Source organism: Enterococcus lemanii, from assembly GCF_016909125.1.
Taxonomy (GTDB): domain Bacteria; phylum Bacillota; class Bacilli; order Lactobacillales; family Enterococcaceae; genus Enterococcus_I; species Enterococcus_I lemanii.
This window is the reverse complement of the sequence record NZ_JAFBFD010000045.1, coordinates 1-22870: the sequence shown is the minus strand read 5'-3', so window position 1 is coordinate 22870 and position 22870 is coordinate 1. Positions and strand designations below refer to the sequence as shown.

Here is a 22870-nt window from a genome sequence, read left to right as displayed (position 1 = left end):
ACTTAATTATAAGGGAAACAGATGCTTTTTTGTTATATAAAGAAAAAGGGTGTTCTTACCAATTTCTTAGTAACAACACCAAATATTATAGACCCTTTTTTTGTTAATCAAATTAAAAACTGACAATTTTTGTGCCATGGACTTCATTTACTTGCAACGCGTCCGCAACTAGCTGCGCGTTGGCATGGTTTACGCCACCACCTGGTAAAATAATGATCCGGCCATTTGCATAAGCGATGAGTTCTTTTAAGTGTTCAAAATTGTCTTCGATTGGTGTTCCTGCGACGCCCCCGTGTGTTAAAATCCGGTCAACGACATTTTCAACGAGCCAGTCAATCGCTTTGAATTGGTTTTCTTTTGACATAGCGTCAAAAGCCATATGGAAAGTAATTTCTAACCCCACCGCACGATCAATTAAAACATCCAATGCTTCTTCATCTAACCAACCATCTTCGTTTAAACATCCAATTACGACGCCATCTGTTCCATATTTTTTGGCTTCAATTAAATCGGTCTCCATGATTTTTAATTCATAGTCGTTGTAGACGAAGTTGCCACTGCGCGGGCGAATAATCGTCATGACGGTAACATTGTTTTCGTGGGCGTATTGGACAGTCGTTTCAATGACGCCAGCGCTAGGTGTCGTCCCTCCGACCGTCAAGTTGTCACATAACTCAATTCGTTTGACGCCTTGTTCAATCGCTTTTGGAATATCAGTAAAATTTTCTGCACAAAACTCTTTTAACATGTTATGAGCTCCTTTAAAACTTAATATAGTAGCATTTTAACATAAAAATATGATAAAGTATTGAGGGAATCGAAAGGAGCCGATTATGTTAAAAAAAATTGACCAGGCCGCGTTATTTTTAGAAAAAAATCAACAAGTTTTTCGTTGTCCTTTTTGTCACGAAGCGATGAAAGCAAAGGATAAAACGCTTTTTTGTTCAAATCGCCATCGTTTTGACTTATCTAAAAAAGGGACACTTTATTTCTTAAAACAACATGTTAAAACGGAATACGACCAAAAGATGTTTCAACATCGCCGAGCCTTGATTCTAAATGGCATGTATGATCCTTTAATTGCTTTACTAGCTGAAAAATGCCAAGGGGAACGAGTTTTAGATGTTGGTTGTGGGGAGGGGAGTTTTCTGCACTTGTTAGAACAACAAGCAACACTACTTCCGAGCGTGGGATTTGATCTGTCAAAAGAAGGGGTATATTTAGCTTCAGATTATAATCAAAAACATTTTTTCTGTGTGGCTGATTTAACTAATTTACCGTTTAATAAGGGGACTTTTTCCACGATTTTAAATATCTTTTCGCCTTCAAATTATCAAGAGTTTGCTCGAGTAAGTCAATCCAACGGACAAGTTATTAAAGTCGTGCCTAGAAGCGGTTATTTAAAAGAATTGCGCCAAGCTTTTTTTCCTGAGGATTTAGCGAAACAACATTATTCAAACGAAGCCGTGATTGCAAAATTTCAAGAGACTTTTCCGAAAATGGAAAGAAAAATTGTGACGTATACGTTTGAAATTCCTGAAAATTGCCAACATTCTTTGTTAGAAATGTCGCCCTTGGAATGGAGTGTGACAAAAGAAAGAAAAGAATTTTTGCAAAAAAACCTACTTTCGCGAATCACGATTGATTTAGAAGTACTGATTGGTCGTTTTTCAGCCGATAATATGAAGAATATGTGAAGAAACTTAGCAAAACAACTTGCAATCTTAACATTAGAATGGTATATTGGTAACAAGTTATTTTTCATTGGTTTTTATCAGCATCCTGTTCTGATAAAAGTTAGTGAAAAACACTTCACTAACGTAACGACTTGCCGTGCTAGACACCGAGTTGATACGTTTTTTTTTTGAACAAATGTAAATTTACAGAAAAAACGAGGAAGCAACGATGAATCATATTGCATTATTTGAACCCCAAATTCCTGCCAATACAGGGAACATTGCTCGAACCTGTGCGGCGACGAATACGCCTTTACATTTAATTGAACCTTTGGGTTTTTTAACGGATGATAAACATTTAAAACGAGCAGGTTTAGACTATTGGCACGACGTTGAAATTATCTATCATAAAAATTTAGCAGAATTTTTAACTTATGTAGGCAATCGTCCGCTCCATTTAATTACTAAGTTTGCTAAACGTTCTTATGACGAAGTAAATTATGCTGATTCTCAAGATCATTTTTTTATTTTTGGAAAAGAAACAACGGGATTGCCAGAAGAATTTATGCGTGAAAATGCAGAAAAATGTTTGCGAATTCCAATGAACGATGAACATGTTCGCTCATTAAATTTATCCAATACGGCGTGCATGATTGTTTACGAAGCGCTTCGTCAGCAAGGATTTCCTAATTTAGAATTAACCCACCATTACGAACACCATAAACTTGATGAATAAACTTTAGAAAGGGCGCTAGACATGTCAGAAAGACACTTCATTGTTGGCAAAGTAGCCGCTATTTTTTTTCAAAATAATAGTAATTTTTTTAAAGTCGTTTTAGTCAAGGTCGTGGAGACAAACATTGAATCCTTAGATGATGAAATGGTCATCACAGGAAGCATGGGTGATCTCCAGGAAGAAGAAGTGTATCGTTTTTTTGGTGAAATTGTTCAACATCCAAAATACGGAAAACAATTAAAAGTTGAAACGTACCAAAAAGAACAACCGACGTCTGAAGAAGGCCTGATTCAATTTTTGTCGAGCGATAAATTTCCTGGAATTGGGCGAAAAACAGCTGAAAAAATTGTCGAAGCTTTTGGGGAACAAGCTGTCGATAAAATTTTAGAAGACCCAAGCTTATTAGAAACGATTCCGCAACTAAATGAAAAAAAGCGCGCAATTTTACTTGAAACGCTCCGGTTAAATTATGGAATGGATCAAGTCATTATTGGCTTGAACCGTTATGGATTTAGCAGTTATTTTTCGTTTTTAATTTATCAAGCATACAAGAATGACGCACTTACTTTGATTGAAGCAAACCCTTATCGACTTGTGGAAGAAATTGAAGGGATTGGGTTTAAAAAAGCCGATCAAATTGCTGAAGAATTAGGCGTTGAAGCACACGCCCCTGAACGAATTCGTGCCGCGGTCTTGTATCAAATTTTCCAACAAGCTTTGCAGACTGGTAATACGTATTCTCCGGCGCAGATGTTACTAGAAAGTACGATTGATTTGCTGGAAAGCAGTCGTAGTGTAGAAATTCACCCGGAACAAGTCGCGGAAGTTATTATCGCGTTAACTGAATCAGGAGCGATTCAACAAGAAGAGACACGCTTATATGAAAATAGCTTGTATTTTTCCGAAGTTGGGATTGCTAGTCAATTAGCAAAACAAATGGCACAAAAAAATACCAAGAAAATTTCACTAAAAAAATTAGAGAAAAAGCTTGCAGAAATTGAAAAAAAACTAGGGATTACTTATGGCCCATCGCAAAAACAAGCGATCTTTGCGGCGGTTACGTCTCCTGTTTTTGTTTTAACGGGTGGTCCTGGAACGGGAAAGACAACGGTTGTAAACGGAATTGTTCATCTGTTTGCCGCAATCAATGAGATTGATCTTGAAAACAAAAATAATGGCGAATCAACTTTTCCGATACTTCTAGCTGCCCCAACTGGTCGAGCTGCGAAACGTATGAATGAAACGACTGGCTTGCCTAGTGGGACCATCCATCGTTTGTTAGGCTTAAATAGCGAAGAAAAACCTGATGAGATGGTTGGGAATGAGTTGACCGGTAAACTCCTGATTGTCGATGAGATGTCAATGGTTGATACTTGGTTAGCCAATACATTATTAAAAGCGATTCCTGAAGGGATGCAACTTGTTTTTGTTGGCGATAAAGACCAATTGCCTTCGGTTGGTCCCGGACAAGTTTTACACGATTTGTTAGAAACAAAAGGCGTTTTGCAGCAAGAATTAACCGAAATTTACCGCCAAGGCGATGGCTCAAGTATTATTTCTCTTGCCCATGAAATTAAACGAGGCCAACTGCCTGAAAATTTCATTCAAAATCAAAAAGATCGCTCGTACTTTGCTTGTAATGCGCAACAAATTGAGCCTTTGATTGCGCAAATTGTGACAAAAGCCAAAGAAAAAGGCTTTACGCCACAAGATATTCAAGTATTAGCACCGATGTATCGAGGCCCAGCTGGAATCGATGCTTTAAATAAAATGATGCAAGAAATTTTTAATCCAAAAACGGATGTTCGTCAAAAAGAAGTCAAGTGGAATGATACCGTCTACCGAATTGGTGATAAAGTCTTACAATTACAAAACGTGCCAGAAAAAAATGTTTTTAATGGGGATATGGGGCAAATCGTAGGTATCATTTATGCGAAAGATTCTGAAGAAAAGATGGATGAGTTAATTATTCGCTTTGATTTAACGGAAGTGAGTTATCTTCGTAGTGAATGGCAACAAATTACTTTGGCGTATTGTTGTTCGATTCATAAAGCCCAAGGTAGTGAATTTAAAATGGTTATCTTGCCGATGGTCCATCAGTATGGGCGGATGCTACAAAGAAACTTACTTTATACGGCCATTACGCGGAGTAAAGAAATCTTAATTTTATTAGGTGAACCCTCTGCTTATCAAAGATGCGTAAAAGAAGAATCGCATGTCCGTTTGACCACTTTAAAAGAACGCTTATTAGAAACAATGCAAGAAGAAAAGGTAGAGTCAGAAACGGTTGCTTCTACACCAATAAAAAGCAGTCAGCCTGTCAAAGAAACGCGTAATCAAGTATCGCAAGAAACTTATTTAACAAACGAATTGATTCAAAGTCAAACGATTCATCCGATGGTTGGCATGGGTGATTTGACACCTTATGATTTTTTGCCTACTGAGGTCTCATAAAAATAATAACAAGCAAAAAAAGACGATTCTCTAAAAAGGACCGTCTTTTTTGCTTACTGTTTTAAGACCATAGTTTTTGTTTTGCCGGTGTAATGACATAATCAAAAGCATTCGGTAAGATGACTTCACCATCTACTTGGCCGAATTGGGCAGTAGTTGAAATGATACGTAATTTGGTTGTGTTAATCTGAATAAAAGATTTTGCTTTGTCATGTTTTTTGAAAGGGAGTAAAAAAAGCAAACCTAAAACTTTTAGGAGCGAATGACGTTCAACTAAAATAAAATCGAAATTGACAACCGAGCTATTTGCGGTAGGGGCAATAGCAACACCGCCACCAAAGTAAGGGTGTGTTGTTGTTGTACATAAAAAAGCTTTCTTAAAATTATATTCTTTTCCATTGGCTTCAATTAAAACAGGAAAGCCTTTTTGTTGGAATAAAATTTTAAGCGCACTTACGATATAAACAAAGGCGCCTAGTTTATATTTACTTAGTTTTTGTTTGCTTGCAGTTGTATTTGCTTGATGAACAATTGCTCCATCAATACCGATTCCTAGATTATTTAATATGATTCCTTTTTTGTCAGAAGCTTGTTCATGATAAGCGAGGATATTGATATTTTTTGGTTCTTGGGCTTTAATTATTTGCCAAAAAGCTTTAACAGGTTCGCGAGAAATACCAAAGCCACGTGCAAAGTCATTGCCCGAACCAGCTGGAATAAAAGCTACTGGAATTTCTTTATTTAATAAGTGCAACGCTTCCACGACTTGGTGTAAAGTGCCGTCACCGCCAATAACGATTAATAAGTGGAAAAAGGGCTCTGACAAGTTTTCTTTTTTTCCCCAGGGAGTTAAATATTGATCGACTAACTCGTTCAGGTATTCAATTTCATGATTCGCATATTCTGTATAGTAAGTGGAAAAAAAGTATTGGTTGTTTTTAAGTAACTGAATAATTTTATCGGCGACAATCGTTCCTTTTCCACCGCCAGAAGCAGGATTGATTAATAAATGATAATGGAATTTCAAAAGAACCCCCCTCGTTATTTCATAATCTATGCTTAAGATTATAACACGAAACGTTTCAAAAGGAGAAATAAACAAAAAAATAGAATCCGATGAGGTTTTGTTGCTGGTCTAGTATATTGTTACCTAGACTGGTTACGCTAGAAGGTTCTTATGTCCACTTCGTCATGGCGTTTGTTCATCGGATTCCTATTCAGTTAGTAAGGAGTACCTCAAATTCCCACATCCTTCTTTGGTATATTTCAGAGTTCACAACAATTCTTTTCTTGTAGCACCTACATCGGCTACGCTACTGGGAATTCCTATGTCTCCTTACACTTATAATATAACATATTTTTAAAATTTTGCAATCGTTTTCAATAAGTGGGTATTTCGCTTTAATAATTTCTTAATGCTTTAGAAAATCAACGCTTTTTCTTTTGATTGACAAGCAAGGGAAATAACCATACAATATAACCTGTTGTAAAAATACGCGGTTCATCAACCATCCCGCATTAACAAAACTTGGAGAAAGAAGGAAGAAAATGAGTATTAAAGAGAAGAACAGTATTAAGACGTTGGTAGCTAATGCCATCATCATGGGGCTTTACATCGTGTTAAGTTTAATTTTACCCTTTTCATCAGGTGCGATTCAATTTCGGTTATCAGAAAGCTTGAATCACCTAGTCGTATTTAATCGAAAACTATTATGGGGCGTTTTTGGCGGTGTCATTATTTATAATTTATTATTTGGGTTTGGCCCGCTGGATGTGATTTTTGGTGGTGGTCAAACATTGCTAGCACTCTTATTAACGGCCTCTCTTCAAAATATAATACCAAGTGTCAAAAAAAGACTAGTCTTGAATATTGCCTTTTTCACTTTCAGCATGTTTTTAATCGCCATCATGTTAAGCCTAACCGCAGATTTACCGTTTTGGCCAACTTATGCGACGACCGCGCTTAGTGAATTCATTATTTTAACGATTTCAGCGCCGGTCATGTATTGGATAAATCAGACTGTTCGCTTTGACCAGCAAGTTTAAAGTTAGTTATTAATAATAGGCAAAAACCACCAAACCTAGATTTTATCTCAGGTTTGGTGGTTTTTGCTTGCTAAGGAATTTTTGTATTGGAAAATAAAAAAGTTAGCTTATTGAATGATTCAAAGCTTTAGATAAGTCACTCGTTTGAAAAAAGCGCGTGATATTTCTTGTTTTAGTCTTTGATTTTTGCAATCACTTTACGAACTTTTGAAATTGACTCTTGGGCTTGATCTTGATTTCTAAACATTAAGATAACAAATAACGAATCCATAATACTTAATTGGGAGATACGAGAGGCGAGTGCTTCAGAGCGAAATTCGGTTTCTTCTGAGACAGAAATAAACGTAACATCCCCAAGTTTAGCTAAAGGCGAACTAATTTGGCTAGTAATAACAATCGTTTTAGCTCCAATTTTTTTGGCCGTTTCTGCAATCATAATCGTTTCTTTTGAACGACCAGTGTGAGAAATAAAAATCGCGCAGTCGTCAGGGGTTAAAAGGGACGCTTCCATGAGTTGGAGGTGATAATCCGAACTGTGATAGACAGGAATGGGTGAGCGCAAGAACTTATGATATGTGTCGGTTGCAACAATTTCAGATCCTCCAACACCGAATAAAAACAAACGATTCGATGCGTCGATTAAATCAACGGCTTCGATTAATTTTTCTTCTTGCAATAATTTTCTTGTATCAGTTAAAGAGCTGATATTTGAGTCAAATACTTTTTGTGCCATCGTTAATTCGGTATCGTCTTTTTGGATGTTTTCGTGGAAAGAAATTGCTGATAAGTCATTTTCTTGCATCAACATCGCCATCTTGAAATCTTTAAATCCGTTGTAACCAATCTTTTTTGTAAATTGAAAGATGGTTGAGTCGGCAACTTCTAATTCAGAAGCAATGTCACTAATGGAGCTGTGACTGACTTTTTTTGGGTTTTCTAAAATATAGTCTGCAATTGCTTGTTCTTTTTGACTTAAGTTCTTATACATAGTCTTAATGATTAATCGAATAGAAGATGTCATTATTAAGTCCTCCTCTCTCTTTCTAATTTATGAAAATCACTTACTTTAAAAATAACTCTTTTTTCGAAAAAAAGCAACAAAAAACTTTTTTAATAAAAGTGTTTACAAAAAAAAGTTTTTTTGTATAATAGAGTTATAAAGATTGGAGGCGCTAACATGGAAGTCGCAGTTGTTGGTTTAGGGAAAATGGGATTGAACTTAGCATTTAACCTAAAAGATAATGGGCACCAGGTCAAAGGAAATGATTTATCGGTAGAAGCAATGGATCAGGCAAGAAAAAAAGATATCGAAGTTTTTCAAGAACTTTCGGATTTACTGTCTTCATTTCAAAAACGAAAAATTGTATGGTTGATGCTCCCAGCAGGAGAGATTACAGAAAATGTGTTGCAACAAATGTTACCTCAATTAAATGCAGACGATATTGTTATTGAAGGAGGCAATTCAAACTACAAAGATTCTATTAGAAGAGCAGCCAAATTCGCAGAAAATGGTATCCATTATCTTGACTGTGGCACTTCCGGTGGCGTATCTGGTGCAAGAAACAATGCTTGTTTAATGGTTGGTGGAAAAAAAGAGGCCTTTCAGTCCGTCGAAGCCATCTTTAAAGAAGTTGCTATTGAAAACGGATATATTTATGCGGGTACCTCAGGTAGTGGCCATTTCTTAAAAATGGTGCATAACGGCATTGAATATGGAATGATGCAAGCCATGGGCGAAGGGTTCCAAATTGTCGCTGAAAGTGATTTTCAGTTTGATTTAGCGGAAGTTGCGAAAGTATGGAATCACGGATCAGTCATTCGAAGTTGGTTAATGGAAATTGCGCAAGAACAATTTGAACAAAGTCCGAAACTTGTAGAGTACAAGGGAGAAGTTGCAGCCTCCGGGGAAGCGAAGTGGACGGTTGAAACAGCGTTAGAAATGGGTATAGCAGTACCGACCATTGCTTTAAGTTTATTTGCTCGAAATATTTCGCAAGAAGAAGAAAATTTTTCTGCTAAAGTTGTTTCAGCTTTACGTAACGGGTTTGGTGGTCACGAAATGGTCATGAAAGAATGAGGGGAGTAATCCATGTCAAAATATAAAATTGCTATTGTAAATTCAAGTAGTTTTGGTCAAGTTTTCCCGACACATATTCAAAGACTTGAAAAAATTGGCCCGGTTAAGCACTTTACGGTCGCCGGTGATATTGCTGGGAAAGAATTGGCAGCGCTTTTAGAAGGGTACAATATTATTATTGCAAGTGTAACGCCATTTTTTGAAGAAGATTTTTTTGAGCACAAAGATGAGCTGCTACTGATTACTAGACATGGGATTGGTTACAATAATATCAATCTAGTAGCAGCAAAAGCTCATCAGACGCTAGTCACGATTATTCCAGCCGTAGTTGAAAGAGAAGCCGTTGCTGAAAATAATGTGACGAATTTACTTGCTCTTTTGCGCATGACAACTTTGGCTAATGAACGGGTCCGTCAAAATCGTTGGGAAGATCGCGCAGACTTTGTGGGTCGTACGTTATTCAATAAGACAGTTGGCGTGATTGGTATCGGTAATACGGGAGGTTGTGTTGCTGAAATTGTTCGTAACGGTTTTCGCTGTGAAGTACTCGCGTATGATCCTTATAAGTCAGATTTAGAAATTAAACAACACGGCGCTGAGAAAGTAACGTTAGAAACGTTGTTAGCAAATGCTGATATTATTTGTTTGTGCGCGAATTTGACGAGTGAGAATTATCATATGATTTCGACTGAGGAAATTACCCAAATGAAAGATCACGTTTATCTTTCCAATAGTGCTAGAGGCGCGTTAGTTAGTGAAGAAGCAATGATAGCTGGGTTGAAAAGTGGCAAAATTGCAGGCTATGCAACCGATGTGTTGGAAGAAGAACCAGGTAGAAGTGATCATCCCTATCTTGATTTTGCCAATGTCATTATGACTCCTCATACGTCGGCTTACACGATGGAATGTTTGGAAGAAATGGGTGAAAAGTGTGTCCGAGATGTAGAGGCAGTTGTAGAAGGGAGGGTACCAGAACGCTGTGTTCAATGTAGTAGCAGTTTTGTTGGAGAGAAAGGAGCTTGAGTAATGTTAACAGACCTAAAAGTTAAAGTTGGTCCACAATTTTATCGGTATCATGTAGGTGCTTTTTCCTTTGTATCAGATGTACTGCAAGAATACCATGCAAAAAACATCTTGATTGTTCATGGAACGATTTCATGGGAAAAAGCAGAACCGCGATTGCTTTTTTTAGCTGAAAAGAAATACCAATTTTTTTACCATCAATACACTGGTGAGTGTAGCTATTATGGAGCAGATATTATTAAAACATTGGTAAAAAAAGAAAAAATTGACTTTATTATCGGGGTAGGTGGTGGAAAACTCACTGATTTAGTTGGGTACGCAGCCCATCTAGCAAACGTGCATTTTGGTGTCATACCGACTTTAGCAAGTAATTGTGCACCATGGACACCACTGTCTGTTATGTATAAAGAAAATGGTGAAGCAGAAGGGAAAACAGAACATTTTTTACGCCAAGCAGCTTTTTTTATAACGGATCCTGAGTTAGTCATTGATTCACCAATAGAGTATTTCATCGCTGGTTTAGCAGATACACTCGCCAAGTGGTATGAATCAGAAGCAATTTTAGCACAAGAACATCTAGTAAATGAACCTTTTTTGCAAATGGCTAAAAGCACAGCTAAATTATGCCAAACTGCGATTATGGAAGATTCTGTTCAGGCGATTGCGGACATGAAAGCTAAAAAAGCTAGCGATGTATTTATTCATTTATCAGAAATTGTGTTTGCCGTCGCTGGTTTAGTAGGAGGATTTGGCGATAAGTATGCTCGAAATGCTGCAGCTCACGCGATGCACGATGCGATGAGTAAATATTTACCACAAAGTCATCATTTTTTACATGGTGAAAAAGTTGCTTACGGTATTTTATACCAGTTAGCTTTGGAAGAAAAATGGTCGATGATTGATGCATTAATCCCTTTTTATCAAGAATTACATTTGCCGTTGTCTTTTGGGGATATGGGTATAGCAATTCAAAATTCAGAAAGGATTGACCAGGTAGTTGAATTTATTGATTCAAAAGAAAAAGTTCATTTAATTCCAATTTCAATTACCAAAGAAAAACTAGCGGAAACAATTATCAAATTAGAGGAATACAATAAAACAAAGCTTTAAAAAGGAGGACATATGGAAACTTTAAGTGTAGTTCAAAGTTTATTAATTGCGTTATGGGTCGCTGCAGTCATGTCGCGTTGGTTAGGAGGAGGCGCAACTTTAACGTTACGTTTTTCTCCATTAATGACAGGGTTAGTTGTTGGGATTATTATGGGGAATGTCGCCCAGGCGATGATTGTAACAGCCGCGCTTCAAATGATTTATATGGGTGTATTTTCACCCGGGGGAACGATGCCGGCAGAGCCATCAATTGCAGCGGCGATTGCAGTTCCAGTAGCATTAATGGGTAATTTGCAACCAGAAGCAGCAATTGCGGTAGCAGTCCCAGTTGGTTTACTAGGTAGTTATTTGTATCAATTCCGTTTCTTCATTAACACTTTCTTAGGAAAATATACGGATAAAGCGGTTGAAGAGTTGGACTCAAAAGCAATTGTACGTTCGATTATTTGGTATCCAACGCTTGCCTCATTCTTATTATTTGTGCCACTTGTTTTTATTGCATTATATTACGGGGCGCCGATTATTGCCGATGTTATTAACGCCTTAGAAGGTACGGTTATTATTCACGTGTTAGAAGTAGTTGGTGGTGGATTAGCAGCAATTGGGATTGCGACAACTGTTTATGTAATTGGTCGTAAAGATTATATGGTCTTCTTCTTGCTGGCTTACTTTATGAGTGTTGTTTTAAAACCTTTAGAGATAACAATGGTAACTTATGCAATCTTTGGAGCAATCTTTGCTTTAATTTTTGTAAAAGCACATGGTAATCAAGCACCAGCAAAAGAAAGCAGTGCCAAAGTTGCTACAGATCAAGGTTCCTTTGATGATGACGATGACTATGATGATGGGTTTTAATGAATAAGGAGGAGGATATGAAGATGACTACAACAGAAAAAAATAATCAACTTGCGCCAGAAGCAATTACAAAAAAAGACGTAACAAAGGCTTATTTAAGATGGCACTTTGCCAATGAAATTCCTCACTCATTTGAGCGCTATTTAGCACCATCTTTACTTTATGCGATGATGCCAGTATTAAAAAAATTATATAAAGATGATGAGGCACTGAAAGCAGCTTATAAACGTCAATTATTATTCTTTAATACCCAATTAAGTTGGGGTGGTGGGGTCATTACAGGTTTAATGTCTTCAATGGAACAACAACGTGCCGAAGAAGAATATGAAAAGAAAGAAATTACCATGCAAGATGACCTGTTATACAATACAAAAGCCGGTTTAATGGGCGCTTTGGCAGGGATTGGCGATGCGATTGACTCAGGCACGGTTCAATATATCTTTATCGCGATTGCTGTTCCATGGGCACAACAAGGAAGCCCACTTGGCGCCTTATTTCCATTTGTCTTTTTCGCACTGTATCAAGTTTTGTTAGGGATGTTCTTTGCTAGACAATCATTTGAAATGGGACGCAATGCTACTGGTTTAATGCAAAGTTCAGGTGTTCAAAAAGCGATTGAAACGTTATCAGTGTTAGGTTTGTTTATGATGGGAGTCCTAGCTGGGAATTACGTGAAAGTCACTTCAACGTTACAATTTGAAATATCTGGAAAAGAATTCGTCATCCAAGAGATTCTGGATAAGATTATTCCAGGCTTACTACCACTAGCTGTAGTAATGGGTGTGTATTGGTTCTACAATAAAAAAGGATTAAAAGTAACACAAGCTTTGTTATGGTTAACAGGAATTCTAATTGTTCTAGCAGCCGTAGGAATTTTATAATTGAATAAAAAAAGATAAGAATTTAAAAAGAGGAGTGGGATAAATGGGGCAAGTTAATTTAGCTCGTGTAGATGAACGATTAATTCATGGACAAGTAATGGTGACATTATCACAAAAAAGTGGGGTTAACTCTATTTTTGTTGTCGATGAAATCGTAGCAAAAGATAAATTCATGCGTGAACTGTATAAAAGTGCAGGAGGACGAACCGGTCAAAAAACAATTGTTGTAACCCCAGATAAAGCAAAATTGTATTGGGATGAGTATGAATTCAAAGACTACAATTGCATTTTAATTGCAAAAACGGTAAGTGTTATTTACGATTTAGTGAAACATGGTATTCCAATGAAAGAATTAAATATTGGTGGGATTGCACAAAAAAATCCAGAAACAGATATTTTAGTAACAAAATCAGTCTACTTAAATAAAGAAGATGCGGAGAAATTAAAAGATCTGAATGAAAATTATGGGGTGGAGGACATTTATTTTCAAGCAACGCCTTCTGCACCAAAAACGAGTTTGAAAGATGTTTTAAAACAATTTGGTTTATAAAAATAAATAAGCCCGTCAAATAAAGGACCGAAACGGTAGGTGGAAAGTAAATGCAAGAACAAGAAAAAGATTGGTTATTTCGTTATCAATATATTTATCGCGTGAGACATAGCGAAAAAAGCAAACAACGCTTTTTAAAAGCTTTAGTCGCAGATCTTTCAACGATGAGAGAAGATGTAAGAATCATTGAGTATGATCGACAAAAAAAGTCGGCAAATCGCAATGTTTACATTGGTAATATTGAAGATGCCAAAGAAATTATTTGTACTTATTACGATACCCCTACGAAAAGTTTTGGTCCGTATGTCTTTTTTGATCGTGAAGCACAAAAAAGACAAACGCTCATTTATCTATTAAGTAGCTCATTATTGTTGGTTTTTTTAGGATTCTTTTTTACGTTGCTTTACATGAATCAAGTGAAAAATCCTTTTGATTTTACTTCAGGCTGGACTTGGCTTGCCATGGCGGGCTTTGGTGGTTTTTTCTATTTATTGAGTCAGTATACGAAAGGCAAAGCAAGTAAAAAAACATTCATTCGCAACACTTCTTCTATTCTGGCGCTTTTAATGTTATTGAAAAAAAATAATCAAGAAAAGCGAGCCTTTGCCTTTATTGATGAAGGGTGTTATGGGAATCGAGGTTTAAAAGAATTGGGACGACTGGCCTCTAAAAATTGTCGCATTGTTCTACTGGATTCAATTGGTAGTAATGCGCCATTGTATGCGATTGGTCAAGGGTTTTCTGAAATGAAATTAAGCCAAAATGCGATTCAGTTGAAAGAGGTTAAGCAAAGAGTGAATTACGTGATTAGTGCGAGTGAACAGTTAACCAAAGGACAACCGATTTTATTGTTAACCAAAAAAGAATTAGAGCAAAAGCAATTAAACCAAGAAAATTTTAAAAAAATCATTGCTTTATTTGAATGAAATCAGTCAAAGGAGGAATAATAAAAAATGCTAGGAATTGTAATTGCAACCCACGGTACACTAAGCGATGGTTTAAAAGATTCAGCAGAAGTTATTATTGGTGCCACTAATAATATTGCGACTGTTAACTTAAACCATGGTGATGATGTACAAGCGCTTGGGGGAAAAATTAAAACAGCGATTGAATCGGTGAATCAAGAAGAAGGGGTCATTGTACTAGTCGATTTAGTCAGTGCGAGTCCGTATAATCAATCGGTTTTAGTTACAAGTCAACTTACTGATAATTTGCGTCAACAAGTCTATGTTATCGGTGGCGTGAACTTGCCAATGTTACTTGAAACAATTAATCACCAAATTTTAGGAACCGCAATCGAAGAAGTGGCTCCGGCTATTATGAGTCAAGGTGCACAAAGTCTTGGCAGTTGGCATATATCTGAAGTTGAAGAGACAAGTGATGATGACGAAGATGATTTTTAAGAGATTAAGAAAGGATGATTAATGATGAAATGGGGTTTTCGCTGGTACGGCGAAAAAGGCGATTCGATTCCTCTAAACCACGTCCGTCAAATTCCAGGAATGAATGGGATCGTTGGCACACTGCTAGATAAGCTACCCGGTGATGTTTGGGAAATTGCTGAAATTAATGAGTTAAAAGAATCAATTGAAAAAGAAAATTTAAAATTGTTAGGGATTGAAAGTGTCGCAATTCATGACGCAATTAAAGCAGGAACAAACGAACGTGATCAATATATTGAAAATTATATTCAAACGATTCGTAACTTAGCTGCTTGTGACGTTCGAATGATCTGTTATAGTTTTAAACCAATTTTTGGTTGGGCCAAAACGGACTTGTTTTATGAAAATGAGGATGGAAGTTTTTCCCTTGTTTATGACCAAGCAGTGGTTGATCAGATGAACCCAGGGGAGATGTATCAGTTAATCCATAGTCAGTCAAAAGGATTTCGCTTGCCAGGATGGGAAGAAGAGCGTCTGAAAAAATTTAATAGCTTAATGGAAATTTATGAAGGCGTCACCGAAGAAATTTTATTTGAACATTTGAAATATTTCTTAGAGAAAGTGATTCCAGTTTGTGAAGAAGTTGATGTGAAAATGGCGATTCACCCGGATGATCCACCTTGGGAAATCTTCGGCTTACCACGGATTACGAAAAACTTAGAAGATTTGAAAAAAATCTTAAAGATTGTTGATTCGCCTTATAATGGTTTAACATTATGCACAGGGTCACTTGGGGCAGATCCGGCCAACGATATGGTTGAAATTGTCAAAGAAGTTGGAGACCGTATTAACTTTGTTCATTTTCGTAATGTGGGTTTTATGGGTGATCACAAGTTCAAAGAATCAGCGCATTTAAGTTCAGAAGGCTCACTTGATATGTATGGTATCATGAAAGCCTTGGTGGAGGTTGGTTTTGATGGTGTGATTCGTCCTGATCATGGTCGAACCGTTTGGGGAGAAGTAGCGATGCCTGGTTACGGACTGTATGACCGTGCGATGGGAATTACTTATTTACAAGGTTTGCATGAAGCTGTCGTAAAAGCGAAGCAATCGAATTAAAAATTAACTAAAACTTACAATGAGTAAAAGGCTTCTTTTATTGGTTGTAAGTTTTATTGCCTTGCTTGGTCAAATAAATAAGAAATGGAGAATTACAATGCTTGCAAATATGAATCATGAAATTTATCAGATGGTTAGTCAAACGAAGTTATTACCACTTTATACAGCGACGGATCTTTCTTGTTTAAATCTATTAGAAGAAATCCTTATTAAGCATGACGTTCGTTTAATTGAGGTTACTTTTAGAAGTGAGCAAGCTTTAGAAGCGATGCGAATTTTAGCAAAGTCAAAAGAATTAGTGGTTGGCGCAGGAACCGTTCGTACCTTACAACAAGCAAAAGATGCGGTAGCAAACGGGGCTCGGTTTATTGTTTCACCTGCTCTTGTTCCAGAAGTGGTTGAATATTGCATTGAACAAGGTATCCCAGTTTTTCCAGGGACAGCCACACCAAGTGATATTCAAAAAGCAACAGAATATGGCATTAATGTGGTAAAATTTTTCCCAGCGGATATTTATGGTGGCTTAAAGGCGATTCAAGCTTTGCATGGGCCATTTTATGATGTGAAATTTTTACCAACTGGTGGGATTAATGCAGATAATTATCAGGCTTACTTGGCACATCCAGCTGTCGTTAGTGTAGGGGGCTCGTTTATTATCTCAGAAAAATTGATTCAACAAGATCAAGGAATGACTGCTGATCGAGTCTTAGGAGAGTTAGTTAGCCGATTATAAAAAGTGCTTAGAGCAGTAAAAAGGTGTGAAAAAGTGATGGAAAAAATAAAGTTATTAATTTTTGATATGGATGGATTAATGTTTGAAACAGGACGCTTAGCTTATCGATCGTACATTGAATCAGCTAAACTTCATAATTATGAAGTCAATCCCAATGTCTATTATTATTTGACTGGTCGAACAGAACCAGATATTCAAAGAGCAATGCAAGAGATTTATGGGGAAGACGCTCCTGTAAAAAAATGGCGTGAGACGACAAACGCTTATCGAAAGAAGTTTTTAGAAGAAGAACAACGTGTTTATAAGAAAAAAGGATTGATGGAATTACTCGATTTTGCAAAAGAAAAACGTTTGAAAGTGGCCTTAGCTTCTTCTTCTTCAAAAAGTGTAATTAATCATTACCTATCAATTGAAGGACTACATGATCGGATTGATTTTATTGTTGCAGGAGATGAGGTAACTTTTGGCAAGCCAAACCCAGAAATCTTCCTTAAAGCTTGCATAAAAGCTCAAGTAAATCCCGAGGAAGCCGTCGTTTTAGAGGATTCAAGAGCAGGGATAACGGCAGCTAAAAAAGCAGGTATTCGTACATTTTTTATTGAAGATGATATTACGGATTTGCCAGACGTAAAAGGAGAGCACTGCTTACTTAAAGATTTAGGGAATTTCAAAGAGGTTCCAACGAATGCTGATTACGAGTTAAATAGTTTATTGCAAGTTCGAGAATTTTTAGTTGAAAACAATTCATTATACGAAAAATAATAAAAGATGATAAAATCCCCTTCGAAAAAATTGAAGGGGATTTGTTTTGTTATTTTATTTGAAATTGTTGGATACTTTGTTTTAACTGGTCAGCGATGATTGATAAGTTTCTTGAAACAAGCACAAATTCATCCATCACACGAATTTGTTCGGCACTGACATGTCCTGTTTGTTGACTCGTTTCATTGACTTGATGAGCCAATTGACTGACATGGTGGACTTCTTCAACAAGTATGCGCATTTTAGCTTTGATTTCTTTTATTTCATTCGTTAGTTGTTTTGATTGATCGGCGGTATTTTGAGCGGTGCTTGCAATTTGATTAAAAGCTTGATTCGTTTCGTTAATAAACGTAATTCCTTCATCGACTAACTTTTGACTATTGGTAGCCTGTTCGACCGATTTTTTTGATTCCAATTGAATTTCATTGATTAAAGTAGAAACTTGTTGTGTTGCTTCTTTGGTTTGAACAGATAATTCACGAATCTCTTCAGCAACCACTAGGAAACCGCGGCCGTGTTCTTGTGCTCTAGCAGCCTCGATTGAAGCATTTAAAGCAAGTAAGTTTGTTTGGCTAGAGATGCGTGTGATGATACTGATAACTTGACTAATTTCACGCGATTTGTAATTAAGGCTATGAATAATATCGTTTACTTGACCGGTGTTTTCGTGAATAGCTTGCATTTGTTTTAATGTTTGGTCAACAATTTTTTGTCCAGATTGAGCGTGTTCATAGCTATGAATCGCCATTTCATTTGAATGTTGGATCGTTTTATCCATTTGATTTAGATGGGTTGAAATTTGATTTAGGTGTTGGTCTGCTTGCTGAGTTAGATTTGTTTGATTTAAAATCAAATCACTCGTTTGATTGATATTCGTATTCATTGTTTGGATTGCTTTGTGTGCGACTTCTGCACTGGCACTTAATTCTTGCGCATTGTTTGTCGTTGTGGTTCCAGTTTGATTGATTTCGTTAATTAAAGTTTTAAGTGATTGCACCATGGTGTTGACACCTTGGGCAAGCGCTTGTAATTCATCGTTTGTTTCAATTTTTAGTGGTGGATGAGTTAGATCACCATTCGCTACGTTTTCTACTTGTTTTTGAATGAAACGAATCGGTTGAATCATCTTTTTGACAAGAACAAAAGTAATGAATGCCGCAATAATTGGTAAGAGAACGGTGACAACTAAGGTTCCTTTGTTTGTTTCCCAAGTACGTTCACGAATGACTTGGCCGTCAAAATCGATGGCATTAATTGCAATCACTTCATTTTTAGGGTTATGATCTTTAAATAAGGGAGCATAGCCAGTTTGACGTTCTTCTCCATTAACAACATAAAGCGAAGTATAATAGGTATGACCTTGCATTAAATGCGTCAATGCTTCTTTTGGTAACGCCACTTGACTACCGATTTCTAGCCCAATGTCCTTGAGATGTTGATCACTTGCGAGAACTTTTCCATCTAAAGAAAGAATGTAATGGGTTGAGAAAATGGGTTTATGGTCGACTGTCCAATTTAACTGTTCGTTGACGCTAGGGGTTACGGATGAATCGTCCTTTGTTAATTTAAATAATTCTTCTGCGTTAATAATCCCTGTTGTGATATTCGCGCATCCAGTAAGCTCAATACCGGCTGCTTTTAACGTTTGTTTGTAGCTAGCATAAAAATTAATGCTGCCTAGTAACGCAATGCTGAAGAAAACAATGAGAATAACAATCCGTGTAATTTTTTTAGAGATACTTTTTTTCATTGAGTTTAGCTTCCTTTTTATTTTAGATGTTGTTTATGTCAGATTATATAATTATATAATCGGTTGAAAGTGAAAAAGATTAATAGGAAACATGCAACAAAAAAAAGACCTGCCCAAACCGCTAGTACAACGGCTCTAAGGCAGGATATTTTATGATTAAAGTTAGAACTTATTTTATAAAACATTAACTCTCGATTAGATTCTCAAGATCAATGATAGTGTACCCCTTCTTTTGTAAGCGATTCAAAATTTTCTCTTTGTTTGAAGGGAGAATACTTTTAGGTAGGGTAATTAATAATTCTTGTTTCGTACTATTAGGAATCGTATTCAAGGTAATGAGGTTTAAAATAAAAGAATATTTAGTAATGATTTTTGTAATGGCTGCTAAATCAGTCGGCTGGCCATTTGTTTGTAAAGTAATAATGTAACCACTTTGATCGACTGCCCAAAATTCATGTAAAACGTGAAGCATTTTTTCGTGGGTCAAGACACCAACGAATTCTTTCTTTTTATTTAATACGGCAATATACGGCAAATCGCGCATGGTAAATAGTATATTAAAATAAGAAGAGTCCAAAAAAATAAATTTAGTGGCGTTTTTTAATAAAAAGGTTACGGGTAAAGTCATGCTTCCTCCCGTTGCTTGGTGACGATAAATATGCATTTTATAAATGTTTCCTCTAAAAATCCGATTTGCGTCATCTAACACAGGGACGCAACGATTATCGCTTACTTCTAAAATTTCTAATGCTTCAGCCAAAGTTTGTGATTCGTTGACAATGGTCATTAAATTTTTAGGAATGACGATAGATTCTAGTAACATTTTCACTCCTCCAAATCTCATTTTTTTCTAACTTGATTATAATATCATAAAAACTTAGAAAGGCATAGATAGAATTGACAAGTTTTTAAAATCATGATAACTTTATCTCAATCACTATTTCTTTTTGTATAGATAGGAGAGGAAAAGAAATGGCAGTAAAAAAATCCGCGTTAGCGTGCTCGATTTGTGGTTCACGTAATTACTCTAAATCGGTTAGTGAAGGCAAAAAAGGCGACCGTTTAGAAGTTAACAAGTTTTGTAAATATTGTAAAAAACATACACTTCACCGAGAAACAAAGTAAAGGAGGCGCTAGAATGAAATTTATTCGTAGTACAATTGAAGAAATGAAAAAAGTTACTTGGCCAACAGGCAAGCAACTACGTAAAGATACGGTTGTTGTAATTGAAACTTCTCTTATTTTTGCTTTGTTATTCTTTTTAATGGACTCAGGTATTCAGTCACTTTTCAGTTGGATTCTTAAGTAGTCACCTAGTACGAATACTAGTCAATCATTACAAAAAATGTTATAATTGTTCATGAGAAAAACTTCGGGCAAACTGAGGTTTTTTTGTTTGGATGAAAGAATTTAAGATGAGGAGCCAAAAAAATGGAAACTTTTGAAAAAAGTTGGTATGTCCTACATACATATTCTGGTTATGAAAACCGCGTAAAAGCCAATATTGAATCACGTGCGCAAAGTATGCGGATGGGCGATTATATTTTCCGCGTAGTTGTACCAGAAGAAACAGAAAAAGAAGTTAAAAATGGCAAAGAAAAGGAAATTGTACACAAAACTTTTCCAGGGTATGTTTTAGTTGAAATGATTATGACAGATGACTCTTGGTATGTTGTTCGAAACACACCCGGCGTAACAGGCTTTGTCGGTTCTCATGGAGCAGGAAGTAAGCCAGCGCCATTGTTACAAGAAGAAATTAATTCAATACTACGTTCAATCGGTATGAGCACTCGCAGTGTAGAGTTAGTCGTATCAGTAGGTGAAACGGTTCAAATCATCGAAGGCGCCTTTGCTGGTCTGGAAGGTCATGTAACAGAAGTTGACGAAGAAAAAGAAAAATTAAAAGTGAATATTGAAATGTTTGGCCGAGAAACAAGTACAGAACTTGATTTCGACCAAGTTGATAAAATCGATTAATTTATAATTGGCCACTTAGCAAAAAAATGCCTGAGTGGCTTTTCTTGTGGCATTGAAATGAAAATGAAATAAGGTGGAAAAATGAAGCAACTGAAATATCGCAGTGTTTTTGATATTATTGGACCTATCATGGTTGGTCCGAGTAGTTCGCATACAGCCGGGGCCGCTCGGATTGGCAAAGTCGTTCGGCGTATTTTTGGCGAGCAGCCTGAGACGGTTGATATTTATTTATATGAATCTTTTGCGAAGACGTACCGCGGTCATGGCACAGACGTCGCTTTAGTGGGTGGCTTACTCGGGATGGAACCAGACGATCCTCGTTTAGCTGACTCTTTAAAAATTGCACATGGTTTAGGGATTGAAGTCTGTTTTGTCCCCAAAAAAGAAAAGGCCGAACATCCGAACATGGTTCAGTTAAAAGTCAGCAAAGGAGACCACAAGTTAACGGTTACCGGGCTTTCAATTGGTGGAGGCAATATTCAGATTTCTGAAGTCAATGGTTTTAAACTTTCTTTGTCACTGGGAACGCCAACTTATATCGTGGTTCAAAAAGATATGCCTGGAGTAATTGCTAAAGTGACGAACTTATTTTATGAAGCCAATGTAAATATTGGAACGATGACCGTTACCCGAGAATCAAAAGGGGAAAAGGCGATTATGATTATTGAAACGGATGAGCGTAAAGAAGGGTTCGTTGAAAAAATTCGACAAATGGATCACATTTATAGCGCTTCTTATTTCGGTTAAAGGAGAAAAGGCCAATGTTTTATTCCATTGAAGATTTAGTTGCCCAAAGTAAAAATTATCCAAACGTAGCGGAACTGATGATTGCAACAGAAACGGAACTGACAGGCAGAACGCGCACAGAAATTTTAGATTTAATGGAACGTAACCTAGTCGTGATGGAACAATCGGTTGCCCAAGGAACAAAAGGGGTGACTTCGGTGACCGGACTAACTGGTGGCGATGCCAAACGCATGAATGAGTACTTAGAGCGTGGTGATTTTTTAAGTGGTGAACTAATTTTGCAAGCTGTCCGTAATGCAATCGGCGTTAATGAAGTCAATGCGAAAATGGGCTTAGTTTGTGCAACACCAACCGCTGGGAGTGCTGGAGTCGTTCCAGGCGTCTTGATGGCTTGTCGTGAAAAATTAAACTTATCACGCAAAGAGCAGCTAGACTTCTTATTTTCAGCAGGTGCTTTTGGCTTGATTATGGCCAATAACGCATCGATATCAGGTGCAGAAGGTGGTTGCCAAGCTGAAATTGGCTCCGCTAGTGCGATGGCTGCTGCTGCTTTAGTTTTAGCTAAAGGCGGTTGTGCAGAAGAAGCGGCGGAAGCGGTAGCCATCACTTTAAAAAACATGATGGGCTTAATCTGTGACCCAGTGGCTGGACTTGTTGAAGTACCCTGTGTTAAACGAAATGCTCTAGGTTCTTCGCAAGCATTTATTTCGGCCGATATGGCATTAGCTGGTATTAAGAGTGTGATTCCAGCAGATGAAGTCGTACAGGCAATGTACCAAGTCGGCAGACAGATGCCGGCGATTTTTAAAGAAACAGCAGAAGGCGGGCTAGCAGTCACCCCAACCGCTAAACGTTTAACAAAAGAAATTTTGAAAAACAAATGACAAAAAACATGTGAAGGTAAGTTGTAAAATGAAGTGCATACAAAATAAATAGAAAAAAGTCATGTCGATACGTTATACTTATTAGCGACTAAACCAAAGTATAGGAGT

General features: G+C 36.9%; 25 protein-coding genes. 20 read left to right on the top strand and 5 right to left on the bottom strand.

Translation table 11 applies throughout. The features are described from left to right. Positions 1-112 precede the first annotated feature (112 nt). Complete coding sequence (locus tag JOD14_RS11555; RefSeq protein ID WP_204654952.1) at positions 113-748, bottom strand: copper homeostasis protein CutC; 636 nt, start codon at positions 746-748, stop codon at positions 113-115. 85 nt (positions 749-833) lie between these two features. Here JOD14_RS11555 and JOD14_RS11550 point away from each other — a divergent pair, with 85 nt between their 5' ends. The 3 genes from JOD14_RS11550 to recD2 all read left to right on the top strand — a co-directional run bounded on the left by JOD14_RS11550 (position 834) and on the right by recD2 (position 4866). Next, the gene (locus tag JOD14_RS11550) at positions 834-1697 is read left to right on the top strand and encodes a putative RNA methyltransferase (protein ID WP_204654951.1); all 864 of its coding nucleotides are present in this window, start codon (positions 834-836) and stop codon (positions 1695-1697) included. A gap of 208 nt (positions 1698-1905) precedes the next feature. After that, positions 1906-2412, top strand: coding sequence for a tRNA (uridine(34)/cytosine(34)/5-carboxymethylaminomethyluridine(34)-2'-O)-methyltransferase TrmL (trmL, locus tag JOD14_RS11545; protein WP_204654950.1), 507 nt, complete (start codon positions 1906-1908; stop codon positions 2410-2412). Positions 2413-2433: 21 nt separating this feature from the next. After that, entirely contained in the window at positions 2434-4866 is a 2433-nt protein-coding gene (recD2, locus tag JOD14_RS11540) for an SF1B family DNA helicase RecD2 (protein WP_204654949.1), read from the top strand. 61 nt (positions 4867-4927) lie between these two features. Here recD2 and JOD14_RS11535 read toward each other — a convergent pair whose 3' ends face one another. Beyond that, complete coding sequence (locus JOD14_RS11535) at positions 4928-5893, bottom strand: diacylglycerol/lipid kinase family protein (protein ID WP_204654948.1); 966 nt, start codon at positions 5891-5893, stop codon at positions 4928-4930. A 521-nt stretch (positions 5894-6414) separates the two neighbouring features. Here JOD14_RS11535 and JOD14_RS11530 point away from each other — a divergent pair. Beyond that, the gene (locus tag JOD14_RS11530) at positions 6415-6912 is read left to right on the top strand and encodes a QueT transporter family protein (RefSeq protein WP_204654947.1); all 498 of its coding nucleotides are present in this window, start codon (positions 6415-6417) and stop codon (positions 6910-6912) included. A 172-nt stretch (positions 6913-7084) separates the two neighbouring features. Here JOD14_RS11530 and JOD14_RS11525 read toward each other — a convergent pair whose 3' ends face one another. Then, positions 7085-7933: a MurR/RpiR family transcriptional regulator gene (locus JOD14_RS11525; RefSeq protein ID WP_204654946.1), complete on the bottom strand. Its 849-nt coding sequence runs from the start codon at positions 7931-7933 to the stop codon at positions 7085-7087. Between the two features lie 156 nt (positions 7934-8089). Between JOD14_RS11525 and gnd the strand changes: the two genes are divergently transcribed. The 11 genes from gnd (at position 8090) to JOD14_RS11470 (ending at position 17404) form a co-directional block, all read left to right on the top strand. Further along, a complete protein-coding gene (gene gnd / locus JOD14_RS11520) occupies positions 8090-8989 on the top strand; it encodes a phosphogluconate dehydrogenase (NAD(+)-dependent, decarboxylating) (protein ID WP_204654945.1) in 900 nt (299 codons plus the stop codon). Between the two features lie 12 nt (positions 8990-9001). Continuing rightward, positions 9002-10012, top strand: coding sequence for a D-isomer specific 2-hydroxyacid dehydrogenase family protein (locus tag JOD14_RS11515; RefSeq protein WP_204654944.1), 1011 nt, complete (start codon positions 9002-9004; stop codon positions 10010-10012). A 3-nt stretch (positions 10013-10015) separates the two neighbouring features. After that, a complete protein-coding gene (locus JOD14_RS11510; protein WP_204654943.1) occupies positions 10016-11122 on the top strand; it encodes an iron-containing alcohol dehydrogenase family protein in 1107 nt (368 codons plus the stop codon). A 12-nt stretch (positions 11123-11134) separates the two neighbouring features. After that, positions 11135-11977, top strand: a complete 843-nt coding sequence (locus JOD14_RS11505; RefSeq protein ID WP_204654942.1) for a PTS mannose/fructose/sorbose/N-acetylgalactosamine transporter subunit IIC — start codon at positions 11135-11137, stop codon at positions 11975-11977. A gap of 23 nt (positions 11978-12000) precedes the next feature. After that, positions 12001-12858, top strand: a complete 858-nt coding sequence (locus JOD14_RS11500; protein ID WP_204654941.1) for a PTS system mannose/fructose/sorbose family transporter subunit IID — start codon at positions 12001-12003, stop codon at positions 12856-12858. Positions 12859-12901: 43 nt separating this feature from the next. Continuing rightward, positions 12902-13408, top strand: a complete 507-nt coding sequence (locus JOD14_RS11495; RefSeq protein WP_204654940.1) for a PTS sugar transporter subunit IIB — start codon at positions 12902-12904, stop codon at positions 13406-13408. 50 nt (positions 13409-13458) lie between these two features. Further along, complete coding sequence (locus JOD14_RS11490; protein WP_204654939.1) at positions 13459-14334, top strand: hypothetical protein; 876 nt, start codon at positions 13459-13461, stop codon at positions 14332-14334. A gap of 27 nt (positions 14335-14361) precedes the next feature. After that, complete coding sequence (locus JOD14_RS11485) at positions 14362-14811, top strand: PTS sugar transporter subunit IIA (protein WP_204654938.1); 450 nt, start codon at positions 14362-14364, stop codon at positions 14809-14811. 24 nt (positions 14812-14835) lie between these two features. Then, positions 14836-15909, top strand: a complete 1074-nt coding sequence (uxuA, locus tag JOD14_RS11480) for a mannonate dehydratase (protein ID WP_204654937.1) — start codon at positions 14836-14838, stop codon at positions 15907-15909. A gap of 97 nt (positions 15910-16006) precedes the next feature. After that, a complete protein-coding gene (locus JOD14_RS11475) occupies positions 16007-16642 on the top strand; it encodes a bifunctional 4-hydroxy-2-oxoglutarate aldolase/2-dehydro-3-deoxy-phosphogluconate aldolase (RefSeq protein WP_204654936.1) in 636 nt (211 codons plus the stop codon). Between the two features lie 36 nt (positions 16643-16678). Continuing rightward, positions 16679-17404, top strand: coding sequence for an HAD family hydrolase (locus JOD14_RS11470; protein ID WP_204654935.1), 726 nt, complete (start codon positions 16679-16681; stop codon positions 17402-17404). Between the two features lie 49 nt (positions 17405-17453). On the opposite strand, the gene JOD14_RS11465 is transcribed toward JOD14_RS11470, so the two are convergent. Next, positions 17454-19154 (bottom strand): methyl-accepting chemotaxis protein, encoded by a 1701-nt coding sequence (locus JOD14_RS11465; RefSeq protein ID WP_204654934.1) that lies wholly within the window; start codon positions 19152-19154, stop codon positions 17454-17456. A 184-nt stretch (positions 19155-19338) separates the two neighbouring features. Beyond that, positions 19339-19977: a cyclic di-AMP binding protein CbpA gene (gene cbpA, locus JOD14_RS11460; RefSeq protein WP_204654933.1), complete on the bottom strand. Its 639-nt coding sequence runs from the start codon at positions 19975-19977 to the stop codon at positions 19339-19341. A 149-nt stretch (positions 19978-20126) separates the two neighbouring features. On the opposite strand from cbpA, the gene rpmG reads away from it, so the two are divergent. The 5 genes from rpmG (at position 20127) to sdaAA (ending at position 22762) form a co-directional block, all read left to right on the top strand. Continuing rightward, positions 20127-20279 carry a 50S ribosomal protein L33 gene (rpmG, locus tag JOD14_RS11455; protein ID WP_204654932.1) on the top strand — a complete coding sequence of 51 codons (153 nt, stop codon included), beginning with the start codon at positions 20127-20129 and terminating at the stop codon, positions 20277-20279. A gap of 13 nt (positions 20280-20292) precedes the next feature. Beyond that, a complete protein-coding gene (gene secE, locus JOD14_RS11450; RefSeq protein WP_204654931.1) occupies positions 20293-20463 on the top strand; it encodes a preprotein translocase subunit SecE in 171 nt (56 codons plus the stop codon). A 122-nt stretch (positions 20464-20585) separates the two neighbouring features. After that, positions 20586-21131, top strand: coding sequence for a transcription termination/antitermination protein NusG (gene nusG / locus JOD14_RS11445; RefSeq protein ID WP_204654930.1), 546 nt, complete (start codon positions 20586-20588; stop codon positions 21129-21131). A gap of 81 nt (positions 21132-21212) precedes the next feature. Then, positions 21213-21878, top strand: coding sequence for an L-serine ammonia-lyase, iron-sulfur-dependent subunit beta (sdaAB, locus tag JOD14_RS11440; RefSeq protein WP_204654929.1), 666 nt, complete (start codon positions 21213-21215; stop codon positions 21876-21878). Positions 21879-21892: 14 nt separating this feature from the next. Beyond that, complete coding sequence (gene sdaAA, locus JOD14_RS11435) at positions 21893-22762, top strand: L-serine ammonia-lyase, iron-sulfur-dependent, subunit alpha (protein WP_204654928.1); 870 nt, start codon at positions 21893-21895, stop codon at positions 22760-22762. The last annotated feature ends 108 nt before the right edge of the window (positions 22763-22870 follow it).